The following is a 22,647-nucleotide window of genomic DNA, read 5'->3' as shown; positions in this document are numbered from 1 at the left end:
ATGATTAAAACCAAAACTCTATTAAAGCGTAAAGATGATCAAGCCTCATATGACGGTTTGACCATGATCTGGCCATGTGTTGATGGCATCACTGGGCAAATGTTAGCTCTACTGAAAACCCTTACTCCTGATGAACGCGTTGGTGCAGCAGTGAGCTCCGCTATCAAAGCTTATCATCAGGACAACGAGCAGGAGCTGAATGACTGGGAGCGGCTTGCGATCTATATCATTGAGCTTGGCTTGTTCGTTTGCCGGGAACTTCAACACACGTTGAATTTCTGTGAAATTACTTCACGGATAAATCTCCCGAGAAAGCTAACCAACGAACTGATTATCCAGGCTGGGAGGAAGGCGAAGATTGGGGATATCGAATGTCTGATAAGTTGAATGAGGAAAAGTGGCCTAAGACGATAAAGACACTGATCATCTGGAGTTCGACGATTCTCCTTTTTATCTCTGTCTTCTTTCCGGTTGAGTATTTTAAGTCTAATGCTCTGAAAGAAATCGCATGGGGTCATAAAATGATAGGCGAAAAAGATTTCGTCATGGTATTGCAAAAGGCTCGCGACAATTATACTGAAGCATTTGTAAATACGGGGATTGATAAGGCGTTAAAGGATTTTTACCAGCTTCCTCCCAGCGACATGGCCAACCACGGCGGGCCACTGAAATACTTTGTTGGGCTTTTCCAGAACATTGCCGAGAACCTGAATTATTGGCTCTACATGATTATGTATCGTTTAACACTTGATATGTATTGGTTACCGTACATGGCCGTGGTCATCATCCCGTCTCTGTTTGCAGGGGTAATGCGGTGGATGGCAAAAAGATATAACTTTGGATATGCCAGTCCGTTTCTTAACCGTCGTAGCATGGTATTGATTGGCTGGGGTGTATATAGCGTTCTCCTGTCGCTTTTTATACCGTTACCTGTGCCTCCAATGATCGGGGCACTCATAATGATAGTAATGATTCCTATTGGTTCATCTCTACTTATTTCAAACCTACCAAAACGTATTTAACCTTAAGAAAAGCACCTCAATTTGCGGTGCTTTTCTTTTTCCTCAATATTTCATGTTTGTTAAATTAGCTGTGCGAGGTGATGCATGACTAATTCGAAACCATTTATTCTTTCTGCCCTGCTCTGCCTGACGTTTACCGTAGGGATGATTAGCTATTTGCTAATTTCTGATGTCCCAGAAAAAATCCGTATCCTCAATCAGAAGATCACGGCATCAACTTACCCTCAGTCACGGGATGTCCTGAACAAAGACATGGCTGAAATCATACTGCCCTATCTTAAAAAGCAAAAAGCTGCTGAGGCGTCTCAGGTCAAAGTCCAAAAGCCAAACGAAATCTATACGCCGGAACAATTGCAGCAATCAAGAGGCTACAAATGAAAAAGAACATTTTGAACTCTCTTATATTTGGAATTCCGCTCATGGTTATGGTAAGCACGGCTGCATTTTTTACTTACCAAATCGATAGACAGTCCCAACTTCTTAATGACCTAGCGATCGTTGCTGAGACTCACAAGCCCGTAGTAAACAACAAAAGCGAACTACTGGACGCATTTGCAAAATACATTAATGCAGCGGGCCTAAAACCTGAATCGCAGAAACAATCCAATGTCGGTTACCGGACTGGAAACAAACCCGATACCGCCTATGCGCCTTCTACGGACAACGAACGTATTTATGGGAACCCGGATGCTCAGTTCTATATCATTGAGTATTCCGATTTTGAATGTCAGTACTGCAAACAACATTTCCCAATCGTTATGGATCTCGTGGATTCATCACAAGGGAATATTGCGATGGTTTTCAAACATGTTCCTGTTCACGGGCAGGCTTCCCGTACTGAAGCTTTAGCAGCGGAGTGTGCTGTTGAGCAGGGAGGAAATCCATCTTTCTTCCAGTTATCTAAAGCGTTATTCCGCTACAGCCAATCTGACGGGCACGGTCTTAGCGCACCGCTAGACCAAATCGCCCGCGAAACTGGTTTAGACCCGAACCGCTTACTTGAATGTATCAATGCGGCCAGGCCGTCCAGCAAGATAGCCGACGACGTTCGTGAAGCAGGTCAGCTTGGTATCCAAAAGACCCCTACAAACATTGTTGTCTACGGTGATAAGTCAGCCATTGTTCAGGGCGCAGTAGATGGAGCAGGCCTTATGCAAATGATGGCTCAGCTTGCAGGCTCTGGTCAGAAATAGGCGCATTTTGTCGTCAATAAATGGCTTTGTTGAATAAATCGAACTTTTGCTGAGTTGAAGGATCAGATCACGTATCTTCCCGACAACGCAGACCGTTCCGTGGCAAAGCAAAAGTTCAAAATCACCAACTGGCCCACCTACAATAAAGCCCTCATCAACCGTGGCTCCATAACTTTCTGGCTGGATGATGAAGCTATTCAGGCCTGGTATGAGTCAGCAACACCTTCTTCACGAGGCAGACCTCAGCGCTATTCTGACCTTGCCATCACGACTGTGCTGGTCATTAAACGCGTATTCAGGCTGACCCTGCGCGCTGCGCAGGGCTTTATTGATTCCATTTTTTCTCTGATGAACGTTCCGCTACGCTGCCCGGATTACAGCTGTGTCAGCAGGCGGGCAAAGTCGGTTAATGTCAGTTTCAAAACGCCCACCCGGGGTGAAATCGCACACCTGGTAATTGATTCCACCGGGCTGAAGGTCTTCGGTGAAGGCGAGTGGAAAGTCAAAAAGCATGGCCAGGAACGCCGCCGTATCTGGCGTAAGCTGCATCTCGCCGTTGACAGTAAAACACATGAAATCATCTGCGCTGACCTGTCGCTGAACAACGTTACGGACTCAGAGGCCTTCCCCGGGTTAATCCGGCAAACCCACCGGAAAATCAGGTCAGCCGCCGCCGATGGCGCTTACGATACCCGGCTATGTCACGATGAACTGCGGCGTAAGAAAATCAGCGCGCTTATCCCTCCCCGAAAAGGTGCGGGTTACTGGCCCGGTGAATATGCAGACCGTAACCGTGCAGTGGCTAATCAGCGAATGACCGGGAGTAATGCGCGGTGGAAATGGACAACAGATTACAACCGTCGCTCGATAGCGGAAACGGCGATGTACCGGGTAAAACAGCTGTTCGGGGGTTCACTGACACTGCGTGACTACGATGGTCAGGTTGCAGAGGCTATGGCCCTGGTACGAGCGCTGAACAAAATGACGAAAGCAGGTATGCCTGAAAGCGTGCGTATTGCCTGAAAACACAACCCGCTACGGGGGAGACTTACCCGAAATCTGATTTATTCAACAAAGCCTCAATAAATCTGAAAAAATTCATATGAGAGGTCATCATGGAACCTGTTTATATTTCTCACTCGATTGACGAACCACCAAAGTTATTTTTTTGGTCGATTGATGAAGCCATGCCATTTTTCGTTGCTCTCGCGGTTGGGATTATCACTGGACGATTATTACCGATGATAATTCTGGGTGTTGTAGTTTCACGTGTTTATGGCGGTTTTCTGGCGCGAGCTTCTGAGAAATATTTTATGCACCTCTGTTACTGGAAATTCGGAGTCACATTCGGTGGTGGCACTTTTGTACCTGAATCCTTCGACCGGGAGTTTATTGTATGAATATCCATAATTTCAAAAAAGGGTTAGTTGGACTTCAGTTAGAAAACAAAAGTTTCAAGTTAATCTCTGCCTCAATGATTCTGGCAAACCTTGTACTTGGTTATGCTCTGTTAGCCAAAACACAACCCATCACTATTATTCCGCCAAACCTTACAGAAACAGCCTGGCTGGATGAAAAAGCCGCCAGCAGCTCTTATATGAAGGCATGGGCGTTATATATAGCCGACAGTTTTGGAAATGCTAACCCAGCCACTTTAGATCTACTCAAGAATTCTATCGGCCCGTTTCTTGACGCTTCAATTTACACAAAAGTTATGAAAGCAATGGACGACCAGATTGACCAAATTAAGCGCGACCGAATCTCGCTTTCTTTTAATCCGGTCGGGGTTATCACCGACCCGTTAGCAGTTGGTACTTTTTATGTCACCGGTAACCAAACTCTCGAAGGTATCACCGGCAAACCATCGACCACGCCAGTCTATTACGAGATTACTGTTAACGTAAAAGGCTACCGGCCCATTATTACGTTCATTGAGATAAAGAGTGGCAAACCGTTGCTGCCAAGTGAAGAAGATAAACACAAAGGTCAAAGGCAGAAATCTTCGGCAGCTCGAACTTCCTGACAGAATTTCGTTAGTTGATTTAACCGAGATATAAATCTTTAAGCGAGAGATTAATAAATCAGCAATCAGTAAACAAAACGGATGTGCCGAAATGAATTTTCTGATTGGTAATAGCCAATTTAAAAATGAACGTAGTGTTGCCACTTATCGGGGGGCTAAATGTTGAATAGTAAACGCATAATTATCCTGTTGCTTACCGCGTCGTCCACATTAGCGACCCATAGCGTAACGGCGGGCGAAATGTCTGTTGATCAAGGCATGGTATTTGAGCAGCCTGATGCGCAGTCGCAACCCAAAGTCACTGCAAAACTCGCCTCTCGACCAGCATCCTCAACTCAGGCAATGCTCAGCACAGAAACACGCCCATATCCTGACAACTATACACCACCAGCAAGTAACTCTATCAATGGCGGGAGTGAACCAGCTATTGATGGCCGTAATATTCAACCAGTACCTGCTGCAATTGCCAGTCCCGTTCCACTCACAAAAGAAGTCATTCCTTCTCGGCTGGAATATATCGTTGCGCCTGGCGTGAACACCCTCGTACCGATTTCGATTAACCAGATCAACCGGCTTGTTACACCGTTTGAACACCCTGTAGTGCAGAAAGTTAAACAGGAGGGTGTAACTGTAAATGTAAAAGATAACGCTCTCTACGTTTCCACCTCAGACAGTAACCCGGCAAGTCTCTATATCAGTGAGAAAGGTGACGAAAGTGTAGCGATCTCCGTGTCGTTAGTACCTCAGAAAATTGCACCGGTGCAAGCCACTCTCATGCTTTCACGAAAGCTGAACAACACGAGTACTTCTGGTGTTATGCCTGCGGCATATAACAACTATGGTGGAAGCGAAGTCAAAGCCAGGCGATGGGAACAGAAAGATAATTACATCGAGACGATTCGCAACATAATGCGAACCATCGCGCTTGGGGACATTCCACCCGGATACTCTCTGGGAAATCTCTCTTCAGGAGTTGGTATCCCGAACTGTAATTTCCGCACGGGTACTGACCAGGATCAGATTCGCTACTCCTTTGCAAATGGCCAGTATCTTCAGGGTAGTCAATTCAGTGTCATCATCGGCGTTGCACAAAACACTGGTTCATCAACAGTAATGGTTGATGAATCACTCTGCACCCATCCTCAGCTTGCAGCAAGAGCACTATGGAGTCGCAACACTCTCCAGCCTGGCCAGCGAACTGAAGCTTACTTCGTTATCCGCAACATCCAGCCAAACGAACAAGCTAACGATTCCATGCGCCCTAAACTCGCGGAGTAAAATCATGCTTATCCCCTTAAAAGAGAAATGGGCCTCAATTTCAGCAAAGCATAAAAAATGGGTTTTATGGGCTGGCGTATTTACTTTCGCCGTTCTTTTTTTGCTCTTGGTTATACCCGACTCAGCTGGCCCCCGAAATCGAGCGCCACAAGAAAAAGTGATTGCCAGCGTCCTTACCGATGGTGATACCAATGGAGTTAGCCAGAATGCTATTGCGGCGCGAATTCGCGCACTCGACAAGACCATTAAAGAGCAAGGTCAACTGATTAAAACGTTAACCGAGAAATATGGTGCTGATCAGACAGCTCAGCGTCTTAGCAATCTGGAGAACAACCAGAAAAAATCAGGCGCTGAGGTTGCAGCTATTAAGAAACGCGTTGATACCGTCTCTAACCCTGTGCCTTACTCACAACAGTCTCGCGGAGCGACACCACTGGCTGGAAACGGCCAACGTAACGTCCCTACTCTGTATAAACCTGAAGAGATATCTGCCCCTTCAGTTGCGCCAAGAAACTCAGGAAGTTTCAATAACGGGAAAACATTACAGCGCGTATACGAAGATGCGGCCCCCCCTGTCGTACCGGAACCCGCAGCAAACCAGCGTCAGCAGAAAGGGAAGGATGGCAAAGCAGTACCAAGCCAGGCAACTCCTGAAATCATCACTGTACAGGAAGATATTGAAGCCGCACCCGTTGCTGACGAAGATGATAACCCCGAGAACCAGACCTACCTTCCTGCAACGTCGATCATAAGTACTGTTTTGATTGCGGGGATGGATGCACCAACATCTCGTGATGCACGAAAAGACCCTTATCCGGCGCTGGCCAGGGTGAAAAAGGATGCAATTCTCCCAAACCGTTTCCGTGCAGATATACGTGAATGCGGAATGCTTGCAGCTGGGTTCGGTGATTTGTCCTCCGAAAGAGCTTATTTCAGATCGGAAGTCATAACGTGCATTCGGGATGACGGTGCAGTTTTTGAAGCCCCACTCGTAGCCTACGCTGTTGGTGAAGATGGTAAATCAGGTGTTCGTGGTCGACTGGTTACCAAACAAGGGCAATACCTGGCACGAGCCCTGACCGCTGGCTTCCTACAGGCTGCATCTCAGCTCTTTAACGTACAGAGTATTCCGACAATCAGTATTAAACGCGATGGAGATAGTAGTGACGCTACTCCTTACCAGCAGGTTATGAGCTCTGACGCACTCCAGGGCGCAGCAGTTTCTGGCGTAGGTGGCGCATTGAATCGTCTTGCCGATTTCTATATGCAAATGGCCGGTGACCTTTTCCCTGTAATTGAAATTGATCCAGGCCGTAGTGTTGATTTTATTGTGCAAAAAGGGGTCATGCTGAAATTCACACGTGTTACTTCAAAAACTCAAACCGTTGGGGGCAAGAAATGATGACGAAGAAAATTGTATCGGCATTGTTTTTAGTTAGTGCCGGTTTTGCGATGTCGGGTTGCTCACTACTGGGCCAGAACGATGAATATGGATGCAAGGGAATGCCCAATTCGGTCACATGTATGAATGTCCGAGATGTGTATGCCCTGACCGATGGAGATGATTACCAGGAGCAGATTGACACCGCATCTGAAAACCAACTTTCGGGAAAGCCTGTGGAGGTTAAGCGGCTGCGCACTACAGCCGGGAACGGTGGACGGAATACTGCCGATGGTGGTCGATACGTCCCTGTGCCTGCTACTGCTGCTGATCCTCAACCCATCCGAACGCAATCTATCGTCATGCGGGTGCTGGTTGACCCCTATGAGACCGCAGATGGAGACCTTAACGTCCCTGGCTACGTCTATACCGAGATTGAGCCGCGTCGTTGGGAAGTCGGTGCAAGAAATAGTGCCACATCAACTGCTGTTATCAGACCAATGTCTGCACCGGTTGCCGCTGCTCCAGCACAATCCCAGGGTGAGACATCACAACCTCCTCAGAAAGGGAGTTACATTAAATAATTGTCCAGTAGTACCGGTATACCGGTACTACTTTTTTCATGTGCTGTATTCCTTGGTCGTCTTTTTAATACCCATCACTGAAAAGGTAAGCACATGAAACAAAAGTCATTATATATTGCTATTGTTCTGGCACTTCATTGTGCTGTAGCCGTGGCAGATAACTCAATCGATAGCACCCAAATTGACGAAGTTACTGTAAATGGTGATGGCAATAACATTTCAGGGCTAACACCCTGTGCAACCCCATCAAACTGTAAATCACCACTCGGCAACTCAAGTGTTTCAGGGAATAACAACACAATTACTTCGTTAACAAACTATATTATTACCGGAAGCAATAATGACTTATCATTTAGTTACGACCCAAGCCAATTCTGGAATGACTACGCCAATAGTTTCAATGTTTACGGGAATAATAATACTGGCACTGGTCTTTTTGATTTGAATCTGGTTGGGAGTGACAATAAAGTTCTAGGACAAAACCTTGCCGTTATGGGTTATAGCAATAACGTTTCAGGAAGTGCATTGCAAGTAATAGGCTCTTATAACGAACTGGATATGGTAGGTATGGGAGCAATTCTTGGTTCCAGAAACACTGCTACTAATTACGCTGGTTCTATAATGGGTACATTCAATACGGTGAGTGGTGGTTCCTACGCTTTGACTATCGGTTCCTTAAACAATATTACAGCTGCACCGATTAATGACCCCTCTGCTGTTTTTAAATTTGGCAACATCACAATCGGCACAATTAATACCATTGATTCCGACGAATCGATCGTGCTTGGCAACTACAATACTGTATCCGATGATAACGCAATTGTTATTGGTAATTATGCTTCTGCTTCAAATGGAGGTATTTCCATTGGGAACGGTTCATTCTCCAATAGTGCTGATACCGTATCGTTTGGTTCAGCTACGGTACAAAGAACACTGACTAATGTTGCTGATGGTTCCAGCCGGTATGATGCGGTGAACTATGGTCAGCTCATGAATTCCGTTAGTTCACTTCAGGCGTACACTGATAGTGCCATCAGTTCGTACCTTTCATCCATTGGCTCTGGCTCTAACACAACGCCACCTACTACAGGCGGAAATAACAATAACGGTACGGACGGCAGCGGGACAGGAAGTGGTACAGGGTCTGGTAGCAGTAACGACAATAGCCAGACTGCCACGGATACTAATACTTATACCGACGAGCGTGAAGTGTCGATCAACGCTCGTACCGACAGTCTAATTGCAACTGAAAGCGCATCCCGAGTTGCTGGCGATGCTCAAACTCTTGTAAGTGCAAACAGTCATACGGATGCCCGTGAATCTGTCATCAACTCAAGGACTGATTTCCTTGTCGATACTGAGCGCCAGTCACGGATTGATGGTGACCGACAGACCTTGGCTTCAGCTAATAGCTACACAAACCAGAAGTTCTCTGACCTTAAAAAGACGGTTGACCGTAATGATAAAAGAGCAAAAGCAGGCTCAGCAAGCGCAATTGCTATCGCTTCAATTCCCTTCCTCAATAACGTGTCGGGTTTTGGCATGGCGATGGGCGCGTACCGAGACCAGGGGGCAATTTCGGGAGGAGCGAATTACGCTATCAATGAAAAAGTAAACGTCCGCTTTAGCATGTCGGCTGATACAGCCGGTGGTGTTGGAGCTGGTGCAGGATTTGCGGTTGGCTTCCAGTAATAATAAAGCATAAATAAAAAGCCACTTTTTTGTGGCTTTTTATTTGGACTAATTGAGTAATTAAAACCGATATTAACATTTCATCACTTCCTTTTTTTGGGGACAGTTTGCAGCCCTTTTCCCTGCGGCAAAATAAATCAATATGTGAAAATGAAACCTCTCTCATTTGGAGCGGTTACTATGAACTTTATCAAACATGTCGCGACTGCGGCACTTTTGGTGGCACTTTCTGCATCAGCTTCTGTATTCGCCGATACAGTAAAAACAAACACCGGGAATATCGATACGATTTTCAATGAAAAAGCGTTCAAGAACATTCCTCAGAATTCGCAGGAAGTAAAACGTTTTGTCGTCCCTACTAACGGCATCATCGCACTAGAGATTGATGGGAAAGTTAATTTGCTGTCTTCTAATGGCCGCTTCGTTATACAGGGAACGCTCTATGACACATGGGCTAAAAAGCCTCTGACCACCATGAGCGAAATAACCAAGAACGCCAGCATCATTCCGATGAAAGAGCTGAACCTAAATATCGCGGACTTGCGCCCAGCCGTATGGGGCGATGGGCCTAAAAAGGTCATGATATTTACCGCACCTGGTTGTGAAGCCTGTGCAGCCCCACTTTCAGCACTTGCTGACCTCGACCCGAAAGAATTCACCGTTAGCGTTCTGTCGCTCGGAGCTCTGGGCCCGGCAAGCCAGCAGCGAAATATTGAATTGTATTGTGCATCCGACCGCTACCGCGCAGACCGCGCAATTATCAGCGGAAATTCCACTCAGAAATTCGACCAGGTAAAGAACTGCGATATGCAGGCTCTGGCTCGACGTGAAGTTACGGCTCAGATACTAGGTGTCAGCATGATCCCTTTCATTGTGCGTGATGACGGCTCCTACGTACTCGGCTCACCAAAACAAGGCCTCAAAAACTTTATCGAGAACAAGTAACACTTTCTTGGGAATCCTGGAGGCATTATGAGTGAATCTTTAATTTTTCAGCGACTCAAAAACCTGAAGCGTTTTTCTGACTTGTGTCCTGTACGTGCATATGACGAATCCAATCATTTGTTTATGTGCGACAACAAATATGTTGGTTTCGGATTTGTTTGTCGTCCCTTAAGCGGGACAACCGGCAAGGAGATGACTAACCTTCAAACGTTGCTGTCTTCCAACTTCCCCGCCAAAACTATCGTTCAGTTTGACCTGGTTGCAAGCCCAAACATCGTACAGAAAATTAACCGGATGGACGTATTGCGTATGGATTGCCGGGACGCAATCCTGCGTAACGCAATTTATAACCGCTCTAAATTCCTTTTGAAAAGCACCGAAACGCCGATGAAGCGAACCGGGACTCGCGTCCGAAATTGTGTGCTTCTCATTACAGTAAAAATTCCGATCAAATATAACTATGAAATGCGTGAAGAAGAATTCAATCACGTTAACGAGCTGCGGAATGTGTTCGAAACGACGCTGAGCATCACTGGTTTGTGTCCCGGTGCATTGACGCGTGAAAGTTACATCGATGTTCTGAGCTCCATTTGCAACCAGGGTGAAAGCGCCTCCTGGAGAGACCGGACGCCGGTACAGCCACAAGAAGACAAGTACATTTCAGAACAGTTAGTCGACCACGATCGCATGTTTTTCATTAAGAAAGACTATTGCGGTTTTGGTGATCCGACAGATTCCGAGCTTCGTGGAGAAGCACCTACACCGACAACGTTTGTGAAAACATTGAGTGCGCGAAAATTCCCGAAAAGATTCTTTCCCGGGCAAGCGCAATACTTTCTCGGCGATATGATGAGTGGTGTTACTGGAATTAAATCATCCTGCATCATCTCAATGAGCCTGATTTTCTTTGATCAGCAAAGTGAAAAAACTAAATTCACCTCGAAACGTAACTGGGTTGTTCAGCAAACCAGTGGCCCATTAATTAAGTGGGTTCCATGGCTTTGTTGAATAAATCAGATTTCGGGTAAGTCTCCCCCGTAGCGGGTTGTGTTTTCAGGCAATACGCACGCTTTCAGGCATACCTGCTTTCGTCATTTTGTTCAGCGCTCGTACCAGGGCCATAGCCTCTGCAACCTGACCATCGTAGTCACGCAGTGTCAGTGAACCCCCGAACAGCTGTTTTACCCGGTACATCGCCGTTTCCGCTATCGAGCGACGGTTGTAATCTGTTGTCCATTTCCACCGCGCATTACTCCCGGTCATTCGCTGATTAGCCACTGCACGGTTACGGTCTGCATATTCACCGGGCCAGTAACCCGCACCTTTTCGGGGAGGGATAAGCGCGCTGATTTTCTTACGCCGCAGTTCATCGTGACATAGCCGGGTATCGTAAGCGCCATCGGCGGCGGCTGACCTGATTTTCCGGTGGGTTTGCCGGATTAACCCGGGGAAGGCCTCTGAGTCCGTAACGTTGTTCAGCGACAGGTCAGCGCAGATGATTTCATGTGTTTTACTGTCAACGGCGAGATGCAGCTTACGCCAGATACGGCGGCGTTCCTGGCCATGCTTTTTGACTTTCCACTCGCCTTCACCGAAGACCTTCAGCCCGGTGGAATCAATTACCAGGTGTGCGATTTCACCCCGGGTGGGCGTTTTGAAACTGACATTAACCGACTTTGCCCGCCTGCTGACACAGCTGTAATCCGGGCAGCGTAGCGGAACGTTCATCAGAGAAAAAATGGAATCAATAAAGCCCTGCGCAGCGCGCAGGGTCAGCCTGAATACGCGTTTAATGACCAGCACAGTCGTGATGGCAAGGTCAGAATAGCGCTGAGGTCTGCCTCGTGAAGAAGGTGTTGCTGACTCATACCAGGCCTGAATAGCTTCATCATCCAGCCAGAAAGTTATGGAGCCACGGTTGATGAGGGCTTTATTGTAGGTGGGCCAGTTGGTGATTTTGAACTTTTGCTTTGCCACGGAACGGTCTGCGTTGTCGGGAAGATACGTGATCTGATCCTTCAACTCAGCAAAAGTTCGATTTATTCAACAAAGCCACCACTCTGCACAATAACGATGTTATGTCACCTTGGTGTTGTATCCTACGTGCCGTATGCCTTTTCAGCAACGACCCAGGAAAACGTTACATCTGCCACTAATTTCTATAAAACACTGCCGCAAGTTTCAGCTACGTCAAATGGTACGGTTCAGTATGGAAAAGGCCAGGCCGTTGATTTGAACTCTGCTTATCCAAATCAAGGTTCATCAACTTCACTGGATAGCCTGAAAGGAACCTACGGAGATGACAGCAACACGCTAAAACTGGGCAATACAACCAACGCCAATCTGAAAACCGAAAATTCACTGCGCGGCGAAGCTTACCGAACGCTGGTGGGCTCAACGAAAACTACAGCAAACATTAAACCTGATGATTCCATCTTTGATGGCCATAAAGACTTCCTGGAGAATCAGGATAAGTACATGCAAGATCTTGGTGATTGTTCTATGACCAAGACCATGACGAATAAGGACACCGTCAACCATATCCCTGATTATCGCGAATGTACCCGTACCACAAGTGTCAGCGGCACATTCACCCTCTACCATCCTTACGTTGCCGGTATGCTCTCGCATTATAGTGGCGCGGCGAACATCGGTTCTTGCGGCACTAACTGCATCGAACTCTGGCTCGGGACTGTCGGTGATAACTACTGGGACGGCAACTGCACAATATTTGAACAGGCAATGGCCGTCACTGTCTACAATCCCCAGGCAGTTACCAGCGCCAAGATCATCAGGGCTAAATGGGATGATTACATGCAGATTTATGTCGGTGGTACAGATAGGGGTAGTTTGGTTTGGGCAGGGCCAAAAGGTTTAAACGTCTTCCCGCCAGAGACATCAGGAGCCTGTGAATTAAAAACAAGCTGGGATCAGTCGATTAATGTAGATGTAACAGCACAAATCCGAAATACCCCCCAAAATGGCGTTCTTAATTTCAAAAACCGTGTGTCAGTGACTGGCAGCGGCGAAGGTTATGCTCTCATTTATATTTACTTTGACCCAAACAAAATTATCTCGGATAACGCCTGGACTGTTGATAAACCTGAACAATTCGATACGTTGCTGAAGGCCATCAACGCCGGGTATTGCCAGAATTACACGGTAACCTGCCGCGAGACAGTCATTCCTGATGCAAATGGGTGCGCAACCATAAATGGCGCACGTATCTGCGAAAACCAGCTTGCTAAGCCGCCGATCGGAGGTCTCTCACCTTTCTGTAAGTCTGCAACGGTAGTTTCCAACTGCGGAACCGACGGTGGCGTTAACAATACTTGCAAGCAGTACGATGCAAACACTGCATGTAAATTCATTAAGTCCACTTGCATAACAGGTGCGGAGGGTGACAAAAATGGGTGCTGGCAGGCAACCGAGGTATGGGATTGCGGAACGGATGTCGTTGTACCCAATACCTCCTCCACCGATACCTATACTTGTCCTGGCGCTGTGCAATGCCTTAATGGGTCTTGCCTACAGCCTTCTGCTGAACCAAGCGGCGATTTCAACAAAGCAGTTGCAACTCTTCAGGCCGCAACTTACGCATTGAATGAAATGAAGTGTGGCGATGATACTGACGAAACCAACCGTTCCTGCACTCTTTTTAAAGGTGAGTCTGCACAATGTAAATCGGCGATGGGGGGATGGGTGGATTGTTGTGATCAGCCCGTAGATGTCAGCTGGATTCAGTATTTGCAGTTGTCCTACTACACTCTAAAAATTGCTGATGCTGTCTCTGTAAAAGCCGGTATGTTCGAACAGGGAAAAGGTATTTTTGACATGGGTTCCGAACTTATGACTAATGCCATCGATACAATAACTCGACCAGCTATTTCCGCTTTCAACAGTCTGGTTGGGTCGGCAGGTACTGAAGCGGCTCAGCAAGCTACAGAAGCAGGTTTGTCCGGTTTGATGAATCAGGCTATAGGAGCGCTGACGAAACAAGTTGCTCAATGGACTCTTGATACCTTCGGCCCTGCTGCGACGAATCTGATATTTGAAAGTGCGGCCTCTGGCGGTGGCGCAGCCGTAACATCGTCTGGCCTGGCTACATCTGTTCAATTGTCGTCAACTATTGTTTCGGCAATATCCGTGGTTGGATATGCTTACATGGCGTACCAGATTGCTAATATACTGGTCAACATCATCTGGGCTTGTACTCCTGATGAATTTAAGCTTGCCGTTAAGAAAGAAACAAAATTGGCCGTGCATATATCCAGCTGGTGTGAAACAAAGTTTCTGGGTGTCTGTATCGAGAAACGGTCAAGTTATTGCACGTTTGATTCTCAGATTGGTCGCATCATTCAGGAACAAGGGAGACCAATGTTAGGTATCGGCTGGGGGGATAAAAAGAACCCGGATTGTCGACCACTGACGTTAGAAGAATTTGGACGGATTGATTTTAACAAACTCGATTTGTCAGAGTGGATTGGTTCACTTTACGAGGCGAAACTTTTACCTAAAGCGTCGGAAATAAATCTGGATAAGATAACCGGTAAAGGAAACGTATTGAATATAGATGGATCTCGCCAGAACTCCCTGGAGCGATTCCAGAGCGGTGTTGACAGTATCGATGTTGATGCGGCGAAATCTAGCACAGAGGCTGTTTTGAAAACTCAATAGCTTTGCAGGATAAGAAGCCCCGACTTTATGTCGGGGCTTTTTTTTTACTTTCTGAACAGGTATTGCTTACCGTCACTGAATACCATTGGTTCATGTTCAGGAGAGCCTGGTAAGAACAGAGCCCGCTGAGCACCCAGTTCTTTACTCATTTCTTTAACCAGACCTACGTTAGAGGCTCGTGTTGCATAGAGGTTGAAGCAGTCATTACCGATAATGAATGTCACCTGACCGCTGGTGCTGATAGGTGGTTTCGGCAACGTTGGAGCTATATCAGCATACGATACCCAATCACCGTTCGTCGCTTTCCGACGAACTGCATTTTCAACAGCACCGCCTTTCCCCTCACACATCCCACCAACTTTGTATCCATCCATCCGGGTTAGTGTTTTCCAGAAAATCGCATTGACCTCACGCTCATTATCTTCCTGAGATTTACCGTTCCATGACGCGACACGCACCACGCCATCAACAATAGCAGTAGGCTGTTGGGCCGTTAAAACAGACAGCACAGGGATGAAAGATGTGTGTGTCGCGAAGCCCGCAGCCACATCGGCCACTCCATTACCTCCCAGGTTGGTTACACCTTTTTCACCAGCCTTAACCGGGGTTTTGAGAGGGACAAGCTGCCCATTGGACGCGAAACCGTTATAGATAAGGTATTGATCGCCAGCATCGGTGATCTGACGTAAATCCATCGCTCGGGCAAATTTCAAAGCATCAGATGGATTGCTGTCAACCGGCATAGCTGGTGGTTGAGAAGCCGCGCAACCAACTAACATCAGCGATACCAAAGCAAGACCAGAGATTTTCTTCATTTTATTTTCCTTGGGACACCAGTAGGTTTGTTATTCAATACTAACCCGACTCATTCACGTGACGAAGTATCCAGGCAATAAAAAAGCCCGTTAAAACGGGCTTTTTTATGAAATTTAACTTAGTCACTTACGAGCTTTCATTTTCAGCTTCTGTATCAGAGCAGAACGGACAAATATGTTTTTTCCGTGGACGGTCACAACTCTGCGGTGAAATAAATGAAAGATCGCAACGGTAACACCTTACCATACGTATTTCTTCAGCTCGAAAATCACGAGCAAGAGTCCAGGCCTCGTTGGCATCAATCATCATTTTCGAGGCTTCTTCCGGGCGGAATTTAAGGTTTAGTTCCCGGTAGATTTCGAACGCACTCACCACATCAACGATGTTGTCACTGTTGTTTGGGTCTTTCGAACGACGCAGATAGATGCTCATAAAATTGGTTGCCTCAACCTTTTTATGTGTCGTATTGAGCAGCGTCTCTGAATGTTTAAGTCGTCCGATTGATACATCACTCAGATGGAACTCTTTTCGCAAAAAATCAATAACACGGTCACTTGCATTAAGCGAATGCACAATGATCTTTCTACGAAATCCTAATTTTACCATTTTCTGTGTTAAAGCAAATTTATCTTCATCCCGGACAAGAGCAGCCTTCATAATCAATTACTCCAATGAGAATAGCGCGACTGTAAGTAACCTGTTAATTCTAAGGTTGGGTTGGGGGCTCCAATAACTGTACTGAAGTCACAATCTACTAAATCGGCAAATGGACGAATAGGTTTAAAATATATTTTGCCGGTTATGATTGCATCGATTGTTTGTGCATCATCCATACGTTCGACAAGCTGTACGGTTTTTTCATTATCAAACCAGTAGAACGTTTGGGCAACAGTCCCCGTATTAATGAAAACACGAACACTGAATACCAGCAGGGCAAGCCGTAGGATGTATGAGTCATGACGAACGAATTTTTCTACCTCAGTAGATATCTTGCGCTCGGGATCATGACAGATATTAAAGATGGGCAAGTCATACTTCTCCATCGATAAAGCGAGCTTGGCCTGATTAGATTTCTCTATCAAAAATTCCCGGTCTCCTTCTGCTAACTCAAAAGGGCTTTTATACAACGATTGCGCACGGGTAATAATTGAGATGGCAGTCTGTAGAAAATACAAATTTTGATTAATCATTTTCGATAAGCCTCTTCCATACGCGTAATACGCGCTGACCATATTCACGAGCCTTGCCTTCCAACTTAGGGTTTTGAGTGTTGTATCCACCTATCGCCAGTTCTATATCGCCAGGGTTAGCTTTGATGGCTGCACACAAAGTCTTTGCCCCGATTCGGATGTTTGTATCGACATCCAGGAGTTCTTCAGGATGGTTAACATACTGTCCGTTCCAACGAAAATTAATTTGAACGATTCCAATATCTGTTACCGGAGTGGCTGAGAGATAGCGGGCTAGCGCTCTCTTTGCATCTTCATAACTTGTCGGGTAATACGACCCATAAACATAGTTGTTCAATGCCCAGGGGCTGGGAACAACATACCCCTTGGTTCCTGCATTATTTTTACTCTCGGTGAGTGCCACCGCGTAGAGAAGGTACGGATCGAGGCCACACTCTTTCTGGGAATGCTTTTCCCAAGAAGTGCCACGAAGATCTACAAGCCTGGCGTTCGTACTCGTGCAGTAAGCAGCACATAGTAAAGCGAGCACCAAACTCTTCGTTGCTATCTGCATTTCCCCTCCCCACAAACCCTACAACGGCATCAACTTATGCGAACACGCCTTGGTGTAACCTTTTCATTAACGCCGCTATCTTGATTGTCGCCTGTCTCCCCAACGCCCGATTTATCTCCAGGATTGGGATCCGGTATTTTTCCAGCAATCTCAGGCTTACTGGTAAGGTTCGCCGTCGATAACTGGTCATCTTTAACTTCGAACTCTTGAATATCACTGCCCACACAAAATGGCGGGCCTGTATTGACTATATCGTTGCTAACCACGTGACGAAATTTTGGTTCAGTGTCCTCATTTACTTTGGGTAAGTGGCCGTCTCTCTGACTAGTCATCAGACCAGTCTCATTTTCTGTATTCGGCCCACGGACTGATTTCTTCTGTTCTGATTTACGTTTTTTTGAAGTCTCACGGACGATACCGGGTATAAAACTGTCACCTGCTAGCAATGCTCGGTTTGCCAGCGCCAATAGTGAACTGCTGCGCTGGCCAGACTGTTTTGATTCCAGATAATTAATCAGCTCTGGAAACAGTATTGGATTAATCGTCACTCGAACTTGCATGAAACCCCCTTTGCTCAATCATCGCCGTAAAGCATCAAGTCAACGCCATAGTTCCAGAAACCAATGGCATTACTGGCAACAGGCAACGGGCTCGATACGATCCTGGCTCGGGGGAATTCTTCTCGTATGGTCTGTTCGTAGAACCTTGTCCCACCACCGGCAGCTGCAATGATATGGACTGGCCCGAGAACCCTTGTCGATTTTCGCAACTCTTTGACTACATCACTGGCGATGGAGGGAATAGCTTCTTCAAGCAGAGGACGTAGGGAAATGTGGCGGAACCCATTAAAGAAAGACTGCTCATTGTTACGGAGAGCGATTTCAATAATTTCTGGTAGATCATCAATTCGCTCTTCCGGGTTATCGGCATTAAGGCGGTTCACAATGCTTTCGATAATTGCACTGGTTGCTTTTAATGATGAACCTGAAGAGCCTGATACCCTGCTTCCGCTCTTAAAGGCGATGTAGTCCATCGAGAAGAAGCCAGGGTCAACCACGAGAATGGTCGACTTCTCTAATTCTTCCTGACTGATAAGGCCCGGTCTGTTAACGATGTCATTGATGACACCAACGCCCTGCTGAAGAACGAGGCATTTTTTAACAGTCACTGTTTTTCCTGGCGCAATAGTAAACGTACCGGTGAGCCTCGCAGTCAGTTTCGCGCGTTCACTTTCATTAGCAAGACGGACAGGTAAACCAGTTACTACCAGGTCGATTTCATTGCCTGCTTTAGCAGTGATTTTATCCAGTGAGGCCAGATATAGTGCCAGGTACATTTCTGTCATGTGGTAACGGTCATGCAGCTCACGCGCATCGGGGCGTTCGGTAAAAGCCCGCCATTCTTTACCTCCTGGGTACACCAACACTTCATGTTCGCAGCTACGCTTTACCAGCCGCACATCATCTACTGGCTCATTCGTAGCGTAGGCCGGATAAATACTGACTGTGGGTTTGTCATCCGCTGAATCCCCTACAGCAATTTTTACATTGCTGTATCCAATATCAATTCCGCAGACAACCAATTTGTCATTGCTCATTCGTTAACCCTGCAAGTTAAAAATGAATTACTGCCACTCCGATAACATTTGAGCGCCAAAAAGGGGTTCGCACTAACGTAAAGAAAGGTGGCCTCCCTCTGTCAACGTCGGGAATTAACCGTTAACAAGTTGTAACATGGTATTCAAACGATCATCGATTACCATTTTTTTTATCGGCAAAACGTCCCCATTTTTGACATTAATAATGGCTAGATACGGACGTTTAAAATGTCAGATATGTACATAAATGCTGCATGAAACTGGACGTCATATATGGCTAAATCCGGCCCTAAAAACCTTAACCCCTAACCTAAATCAGACTGAGGAAATTAGGTGGTAATGTATGAGGGCAACACATTTAGATTGGCTTTCCGCCTGGGGATTTCGCGGAGTATATATACTAAAAACACATGCTTCGGTGAGGTGAATTAAGGTATGTTGTGGCGATTACTCGAGGGTACACTTCGTGAAAATTTTACTTAAGCACAAGTTATAATTTCACTTAAATATGCATATCTCCCCTTCACTTCCCCCCCAAAAAAACTCTCTCAAACTAGTATATATACCTACAAAATGTGACATAAATCACTATGAAGTTACTGTGATTTAGGATTGATCCTGAAGACGGAGGGAGGTGATGGAAGTTTCAGCTGCGTTTGCCATTGTATTCTCCAGAAAGGTAACAAAAAGTGGAAAAGCCAGAAACATAAGTTTCTGCCATATCATATAGCGACTCTACATAATCGTTTACTAAGAGGTTTGTGCAGCGGTGGGCGTCATCCCGTTAATCGCCTCTACATTAGGGGAAGTAAGTTTCCATTATATTCCCCAGAAACCTATTAAAAATCAGAAATGCCCAGAAACGTAGTTTTCTGCCATATCATATAGAGATTGGCAAACTGCTTGATTAAAATAAAATGGCTTGATAAAAGTACCCGTACAGATAGATATTAATAGCTCAATCACCAGATTGCCATTGTATTCTCCAGAAACATGCAAAAAATGAGAACACCCAGAAAGATACTTAACTGGAGAATCAATCTTTCCTGTTTTGGAACTGAAAACTAAAAATCGAACCTGAAAAGGAGTTTTCTCTTTCTCCAGAAACATAGAGTTCTGGCGTAATAATAGAGATTCTCTTTTTTGGGGTTAAGTCCTAATCAAAAAACATCGAGGTGGTTTTATGCAACTCGTCGGGTACATCAATGATCTGGAAAAGGCTCGTGATGCGGTTGATTCAGCCGCAGAACTTCTGTTTAACGAGGCCAATAGTCTTCGGGAGGAATACTGGGACAAAGCTATTGCTGATGACGAGAAGGCACGGTACAGCTTTAACGTAACCAGGCAAGGAACAACTATCAGGATCCGCTGGGCCAGATTGACACCTTTGCGCAAAGCTGGTGGAGGCATTGATCGTGTCGTTCCCAAATACCTACCTCTCAACAAAGGCGAATCATATCCACCAGCGAAATTTAAGGATGCAAGCCAGCGAGAACTTGCGCTTATCGAACTGTATGAAGGTCAGCTTATTTGGTTGCGTGATGAGTTACGAAAAAACCGTGCAATTCGGCAGGCACTTTCACTTCGAATAACTCACCTAAGAAAACAGCTTTAGAAATACAAACCGCTCTGGAGTAAACATAACGGATATACATGAATACCAGGCGATGACCTGGTATTTTTGTTAGTGAGCCTTCAGGCGATCTGTTAGTGAGCCTTCAGGCGATAGCGGACTTATCGCGGCGGAAATGAATCAGGATGATCGCAATATGATCGCGAGTGTTTTCGCCCGGGTATGATCGGGTGGGAATGCAGCGGACTATTTCGCGGGCGCGAATATGGAAGGTAAACAAAGCGGAAGCGATAGCGTCGGTTTTCTCTATTTTTACATCGGGAGGTTGAGCATGGTAATAATCAAACCGCACGATGTCGGAGGAAAGATGAATTTCCTCCGGGGGTTTTTATGGGCAACCGGAGGTTGCCCTGGTTTTAATCGCCGGGGAAAACCAAAAGTGAATAACCAACATGGTTTTCCTCCGGGGGTTTTTGTCGCGGCGAGTACCGCTTAGAAATTGTGATCGGCTATCGAAACGGACAATATGAAGTCGATACCCTCGTTCGGAATAACTTCCCTCCCGATACACGCGTAAACAAAACGAAACCATTAACAAATTATCGCTCAGATTATCAAAGTGGATCATCTCCGTCTCATACCAGCCAAATTCCCTTGTAAACCGATCTGTATTCGCAAAAGGATCCGTTATTGGGATAAAACCACGCCAGAATCGCCTCAGAACGATTCTGAGCTTATCCCCCTGGTATTTTCACGATCGGATTGATTAAAACGCGCCTGAGCGTTTTGAGCGCGTTTTGTAGATCGACATATCTGTAAATTTCCTGAGTATGGTTTGGCTATGCCCTGATTTTGTTCCGAACGGGGAAGCCGTTATGATTAGGTCTGAATGTAAAGCACTTGTAGAGGTGATGCGGTATGAGTCACGAGCGCATTGAGGTTTTTGGTGATGGAGGCAGCTGGATAGCCGAAAGGCTTAAGTCATTCAGGTTAACGATCTTGGGTCAAAGTGAGTCGTTGTCTATCGTCAGGAACCCGACTGACAATTCTGCCTGGGTGACTCACGATGATACCGGCCTTGTTTTATGTCCCCTCCATGTTGATGGTTCGTTGGCCCCGGATATCGCTGAAGCTACTGAGACGGTGGAGAAATACATCTCCCGAGTGAGCCCTGCGGGAATATCAGCACGGATAAAGCAAGCCCGTAACCACCTGGATAGAATTGCCGCACCGGTAGACTCACGTTCTGCGGCAGCACTGTTAAGACGTGGCGGAATCCCGATTCTCTCACTGCGAACCACGGAATATCTGAAGTGGTACGAGTTGTTAGCGAGACTGGCGAAAGGTCAGGCTCTGTCACCATCCATCTGGGTGGATAACTACCTTGCCGGTGATACACCAGAAAGTGCATGGGCTAATGGACGCGGACTCTATGAGTTAATCAACAATGGGAATATGACATCAGCCAATACGATTTTCCCGGTCTGGTATTCTGTAGCTCTCGCACTGGGAAGATTCACAACAGAAGAACTACCTGTGATGAACGCCTGGCCGAGCTATTGTGATGGAACCCGTGTGGAGAGTTTTATCCAGTTGTATCGTGATTAATTCTTATTCATATGTCATATGATTAACGCTAAAGAAGATCTGCGGTAAGTCTGGCCGTTACCCGGAACCCCGGGACAGACCGAAACTTGCTTTCGGGTTGTCTCGGGGTTGGCCGAGCGAAGCGCTGGCAAGCACCACACCTATTTTGAGGAGAAGCCAATGTTAATTTCGTATAAGAGCAAATTGAAATTAGGATCTATCGCACTATGTTCATTTGGTGTAGGTATGGGCGTTATGCTATCAAAAACCGTTCCACTATCTTTAAGCGCTGTAGTAGTACTCGCCTTTTTCTGGTTACTCTCAATCATTTGTTTAGGGGTTGCTGCTTTCTTTTGTTCCGATTGAAATTGTGTAGTTCATACAGTACCCCGAATAATCCCCGCCTTTGTCAGTAGATAACCGTGAGGCAGACCGAAACTTGTTTTCGGGCTGTCGAGGGGTTGGCCGAGCGAAGCGCTGGCAAGTACAGACCATATTGTTCCCCCTGCATTTCTCATCGCTAAATTCTTTCTTGA

Annotated in this window: 23 protein-coding genes; 16 read left to right on the top strand and 7 right to left on the bottom strand. The window is 46.2% G+C overall.

The genetic code is table 11. The annotated features are described in order from the left end of the window. The 13 genes from C2U41_RS28490 to C2U41_RS28425 all read left to right on the top strand — a co-directional run bounded on the left by C2U41_RS28490 (position 1) and on the right by C2U41_RS28425 (position 11,126). Positions 1-387 carry a hypothetical protein gene (locus C2U41_RS28490; protein ID WP_009654243.1) on the top strand — a complete coding sequence of 129 codons (387 nt, stop codon included), beginning with the start codon at positions 1-3 and terminating at the stop codon, positions 385-387. Further along, on the top strand, positions 372-1,022 hold the full coding sequence (locus C2U41_RS28485) for a DUF4400 domain-containing protein (protein ID WP_007372221.1): 651 nt from the start codon (positions 372-374) through the stop codon (positions 1,020-1,022). The genes C2U41_RS28490 and C2U41_RS28485 overlap by 16 nt, the downstream gene beginning before the upstream one ends. An 84-nt stretch (positions 1,023-1,106) precedes the next feature. Further along, complete coding sequence (locus C2U41_RS28480; RefSeq protein WP_007372222.1) at positions 1,107-1,400, top strand: hypothetical protein; 294 nt, start codon at positions 1,107-1,109, stop codon at positions 1,398-1,400. Then, positions 1,397-2,215, top strand: coding sequence for a DsbA family protein (locus tag C2U41_RS28475; RefSeq protein WP_007372223.1), 819 nt, complete (start codon positions 1,397-1,399; stop codon positions 2,213-2,215). Before C2U41_RS28480 ends, C2U41_RS28475 begins: the two co-directional genes overlap by 4 nt. Before the next feature lie 54 nt (positions 2,216-2,269). Beyond that, the gene (locus C2U41_RS28465; RefSeq protein ID WP_000654812.1) at positions 2,270-3,238 is read left to right on the top strand and encodes an IS5-like element IS903B family transposase; all 969 of its coding nucleotides are present in this window, start codon (positions 2,270-2,272) and stop codon (positions 3,236-3,238) included. Between the two features lie 92 nt (positions 3,239-3,330). Then, positions 3,331-3,615, top strand: a complete 285-nt coding sequence (gene traL / locus C2U41_RS28460; protein WP_007372224.1) for a type IV conjugative transfer system protein TraL — start codon at positions 3,331-3,333, stop codon at positions 3,613-3,615. Further along, the gene (locus C2U41_RS28455) at positions 3,612-4,238 is read left to right on the top strand and encodes a TraE/TraK family type IV conjugative transfer system protein (RefSeq protein ID WP_007372225.1); all 627 of its coding nucleotides are present in this window, start codon (positions 3,612-3,614) and stop codon (positions 4,236-4,238) included. The genes traL and C2U41_RS28455 overlap by 4 nt, the downstream gene beginning before the upstream one ends. Before the next feature lie 159 nt (positions 4,239-4,397). Further along, positions 4,398-5,516 carry a TraK domain-containing protein gene (locus C2U41_RS28450; protein WP_016241588.1) on the top strand — a complete coding sequence of 373 codons (1,119 nt, stop codon included), beginning with the start codon at positions 4,398-4,400 and terminating at the stop codon, positions 5,514-5,516. A gap of 4 nt (positions 5,517-5,520) precedes the next feature. Beyond that, entirely contained in the window at positions 5,521-6,918 is a 1,398-nt protein-coding gene (locus tag C2U41_RS28445) for a TraB/VirB10 family protein (protein ID WP_007372227.1), read from the top strand. Further along, positions 6,915-7,481, top strand: coding sequence for a type IV conjugative transfer system lipoprotein TraV (gene traV, locus C2U41_RS28440; protein WP_016241587.1), 567 nt, complete (start codon positions 6,915-6,917; stop codon positions 7,479-7,481). The genes C2U41_RS28445 and traV overlap by 4 nt, the downstream gene beginning before the upstream one ends. Positions 7,482-7,574: 93 nt before the next feature. Continuing rightward, positions 7,575-9,173, top strand: a complete 1,599-nt coding sequence (locus tag C2U41_RS28435; protein WP_007372228.1) for a YadA-like family protein — start codon at positions 7,575-7,577, stop codon at positions 9,171-9,173. Positions 9,174-9,353: 180 nt separating this feature from the next. Further along, positions 9,354-10,118 carry a DsbC family protein gene (locus C2U41_RS28430; protein WP_007372229.1) on the top strand — a complete coding sequence of 255 codons (765 nt, stop codon included), beginning with the start codon at positions 9,354-9,356 and terminating at the stop codon, positions 10,116-10,118. 27 nt (positions 10,119-10,145) lie between these two features. Beyond that, positions 10,146-11,126, top strand: a complete 981-nt coding sequence (locus C2U41_RS28425) for a conjugal transfer protein TraC (RefSeq protein ID WP_233901309.1) — start codon at positions 10,146-10,148, stop codon at positions 11,124-11,126. 45 nt (positions 11,127-11,171) lie between these two features. Here C2U41_RS28425 and C2U41_RS28420 read toward each other — a convergent pair whose 3' ends face one another. Further along, entirely contained in the window at positions 11,172-12,140 is a 969-nt protein-coding gene (locus tag C2U41_RS28420) for an IS5-like element IS903B family transposase (protein WP_000654812.1), read from the bottom strand. An 81-nt stretch (positions 12,141-12,221) separates the two neighbouring features. Here C2U41_RS28420 and traN point away from each other — a divergent pair, with 81 nt between their 5' ends. Further along, positions 12,222-14,795: a conjugal transfer mating pair stabilization protein TraN gene (traN, locus tag C2U41_RS28415; protein ID WP_233901308.1), complete on the top strand. Its 2,574-nt coding sequence runs from the start codon at positions 12,222-12,224 to the stop codon at positions 14,793-14,795. 44 nt (positions 14,796-14,839) lie between these two features. On the opposite strand, the gene C2U41_RS28410 is transcribed toward traN, so the two are convergent. The 6 genes from C2U41_RS28410 to C2U41_RS28385 all read right to left on the bottom strand — a co-directional run bounded on the left by C2U41_RS28410 (position 14,840) and on the right by C2U41_RS28385 (position 18,951). Then, complete coding sequence (locus tag C2U41_RS28410) at positions 14,840-15,610, bottom strand: hypothetical protein (RefSeq protein ID WP_007372251.1); 771 nt, start codon at positions 15,608-15,610, stop codon at positions 14,840-14,842. A 127-nt stretch (positions 15,611-15,737) separates the two neighbouring features. Continuing rightward, positions 15,738-16,268, bottom strand: a complete 531-nt coding sequence (locus C2U41_RS28405) for a FlhC family transcriptional regulator (protein WP_007372252.1) — start codon at positions 16,266-16,268, stop codon at positions 15,738-15,740. A gap of 2 nt (positions 16,269-16,270) precedes the next feature. Further along, positions 16,271-16,801, bottom strand: coding sequence for a hypothetical protein (locus C2U41_RS28400; protein ID WP_016241572.1), 531 nt, complete (start codon positions 16,799-16,801; stop codon positions 16,271-16,273). Then, complete coding sequence (locus C2U41_RS28395; RefSeq protein ID WP_016241571.1) at positions 16,794-17,354, bottom strand: transglycosylase SLT domain-containing protein; 561 nt, start codon at positions 17,352-17,354, stop codon at positions 16,794-16,796. The genes C2U41_RS28400 and C2U41_RS28395 overlap by 8 nt, the downstream gene beginning before the upstream one ends. Before the next feature lie 29 nt (positions 17,355-17,383). Next, on the bottom strand, positions 17,384-17,914 hold the full coding sequence (locus tag C2U41_RS28390; protein WP_016241570.1) for a hypothetical protein: 531 nt from the start codon (positions 17,912-17,914) through the stop codon (positions 17,384-17,386). A gap of 14 nt (positions 17,915-17,928) precedes the next feature. Continuing rightward, positions 17,929-18,951 (bottom strand): ParM/StbA family protein, encoded by a 1,023-nt coding sequence (locus tag C2U41_RS28385; RefSeq protein WP_007372253.1) that lies wholly within the window; start codon positions 18,949-18,951, stop codon positions 17,929-17,931. 1,183 nt (positions 18,952-20,134) lie between these two features. Between C2U41_RS28385 and mobI the strand changes: the two genes are divergently transcribed. Both mobI and C2U41_RS28370 read left to right on the top strand, forming a co-directional pair. Further along, entirely contained in the window at positions 20,135-20,566 is a 432-nt protein-coding gene (mobI, locus tag C2U41_RS28380) for a conjugative transfer protein MobI(A/C) (protein WP_016241569.1), read from the top strand. Positions 20,567-21,442: 876 nt separating this feature from the next. Then, entirely contained in the window at positions 21,443-22,132 is a 690-nt protein-coding gene (locus C2U41_RS28370; protein WP_009652897.1) for a hypothetical protein, read from the top strand. Positions 22,133-22,647 lie beyond the last annotated feature (515 nt).

This window comes from Citrobacter freundii complex sp. CFNIH4 (genome assembly GCF_002934505.1).
Classification (GTDB): domain Bacteria; phylum Pseudomonadota; class Gammaproteobacteria; order Enterobacterales; family Enterobacteriaceae; genus Citrobacter; species Citrobacter freundii.
This window is presented reverse-complemented; position numbering and strand designations above follow the sequence as displayed.

Excerpts from the sequence above, each read along its gene's own strand:
- C2U41_RS28490 (WP_009654243.1), top strand. The coding sequence starts at position 1 with ATGATTAAAACCAAAACTCTATTAAAGCGTAAAGATGATCAAGCCTCA.
- C2U41_RS28485 (WP_007372221.1), top strand. The coding sequence starts at position 372 with ATGTCTGATAAGTTGAATGAGGAAAAGTGGCCTAAGACGATAAAGACA.
- C2U41_RS28480 (WP_007372222.1), top strand. The coding sequence starts at position 1,107 with ATGACTAATTCGAAACCATTTATTCTTTCTGCCCTGCTCTGCCTGACG.
- C2U41_RS28475 (WP_007372223.1), top strand. The coding sequence starts at position 1,397 with ATGAAAAAGAACATTTTGAACTCTCTTATATTTGGAATTCCGCTCATG.
- traL (WP_007372224.1), top strand. The coding sequence starts at position 3,331 with ATGGAACCTGTTTATATTTCTCACTCGATTGACGAACCACCAAAGTTA.
- C2U41_RS28455 (WP_007372225.1), top strand. The coding sequence starts at position 3,612 with ATGAATATCCATAATTTCAAAAAAGGGTTAGTTGGACTTCAGTTAGAA.
- C2U41_RS28450 (WP_016241588.1), top strand. The coding sequence starts at position 4,398 with ATGTTGAATAGTAAACGCATAATTATCCTGTTGCTTACCGCGTCGTCC.
- C2U41_RS28445 (WP_007372227.1), top strand. The coding sequence starts at position 5,521 with ATGCTTATCCCCTTAAAAGAGAAATGGGCCTCAATTTCAGCAAAGCAT.
- traV (WP_016241587.1), top strand. The coding sequence starts at position 6,915 with ATGATGACGAAGAAAATTGTATCGGCATTGTTTTTAGTTAGTGCCGGT.
- C2U41_RS28435 (WP_007372228.1), top strand. The coding sequence starts at position 7,575 with ATGAAACAAAAGTCATTATATATTGCTATTGTTCTGGCACTTCATTGT.
- C2U41_RS28430 (WP_007372229.1), top strand. The coding sequence starts at position 9,354 with ATGAACTTTATCAAACATGTCGCGACTGCGGCACTTTTGGTGGCACTT.
- C2U41_RS28425 (WP_233901309.1), top strand. The coding sequence starts at position 10,146 with ATGAGTGAATCTTTAATTTTTCAGCGACTCAAAAACCTGAAGCGTTTT.
- C2U41_RS28410 (WP_007372251.1), bottom strand. The coding sequence starts at position 15,610 with ATGAAGAAAATCTCTGGTCTTGCTTTGGTATCGCTGATGTTAGTTGGT.
- C2U41_RS28405 (WP_007372252.1), bottom strand. The coding sequence starts at position 16,268 with ATGAAGGCTGCTCTTGTCCGGGATGAAGATAAATTTGCTTTAACACAG.
- C2U41_RS28400 (WP_016241572.1), bottom strand. The coding sequence starts at position 16,801 with ATGATTAATCAAAATTTGTATTTTCTACAGACTGCCATCTCAATTATT.
- C2U41_RS28395 (WP_016241571.1), bottom strand. The coding sequence starts at position 17,354 with ATGCAGATAGCAACGAAGAGTTTGGTGCTCGCTTTACTATGTGCTGCT.
- C2U41_RS28390 (WP_016241570.1), bottom strand. The coding sequence starts at position 17,914 with ATGCAAGTTCGAGTGACGATTAATCCAATACTGTTTCCAGAGCTGATT.
- C2U41_RS28385 (WP_007372253.1), bottom strand. The coding sequence starts at position 18,951 with ATGAGCAATGACAAATTGGTTGTCTGCGGAATTGATATTGGATACAGC.
- mobI (WP_016241569.1), top strand. The coding sequence starts at position 20,135 with ATGCAACTCGTCGGGTACATCAATGATCTGGAAAAGGCTCGTGATGCG.
- C2U41_RS28370 (WP_009652897.1), top strand. The coding sequence starts at position 21,443 with ATGAGTCACGAGCGCATTGAGGTTTTTGGTGATGGAGGCAGCTGGATA.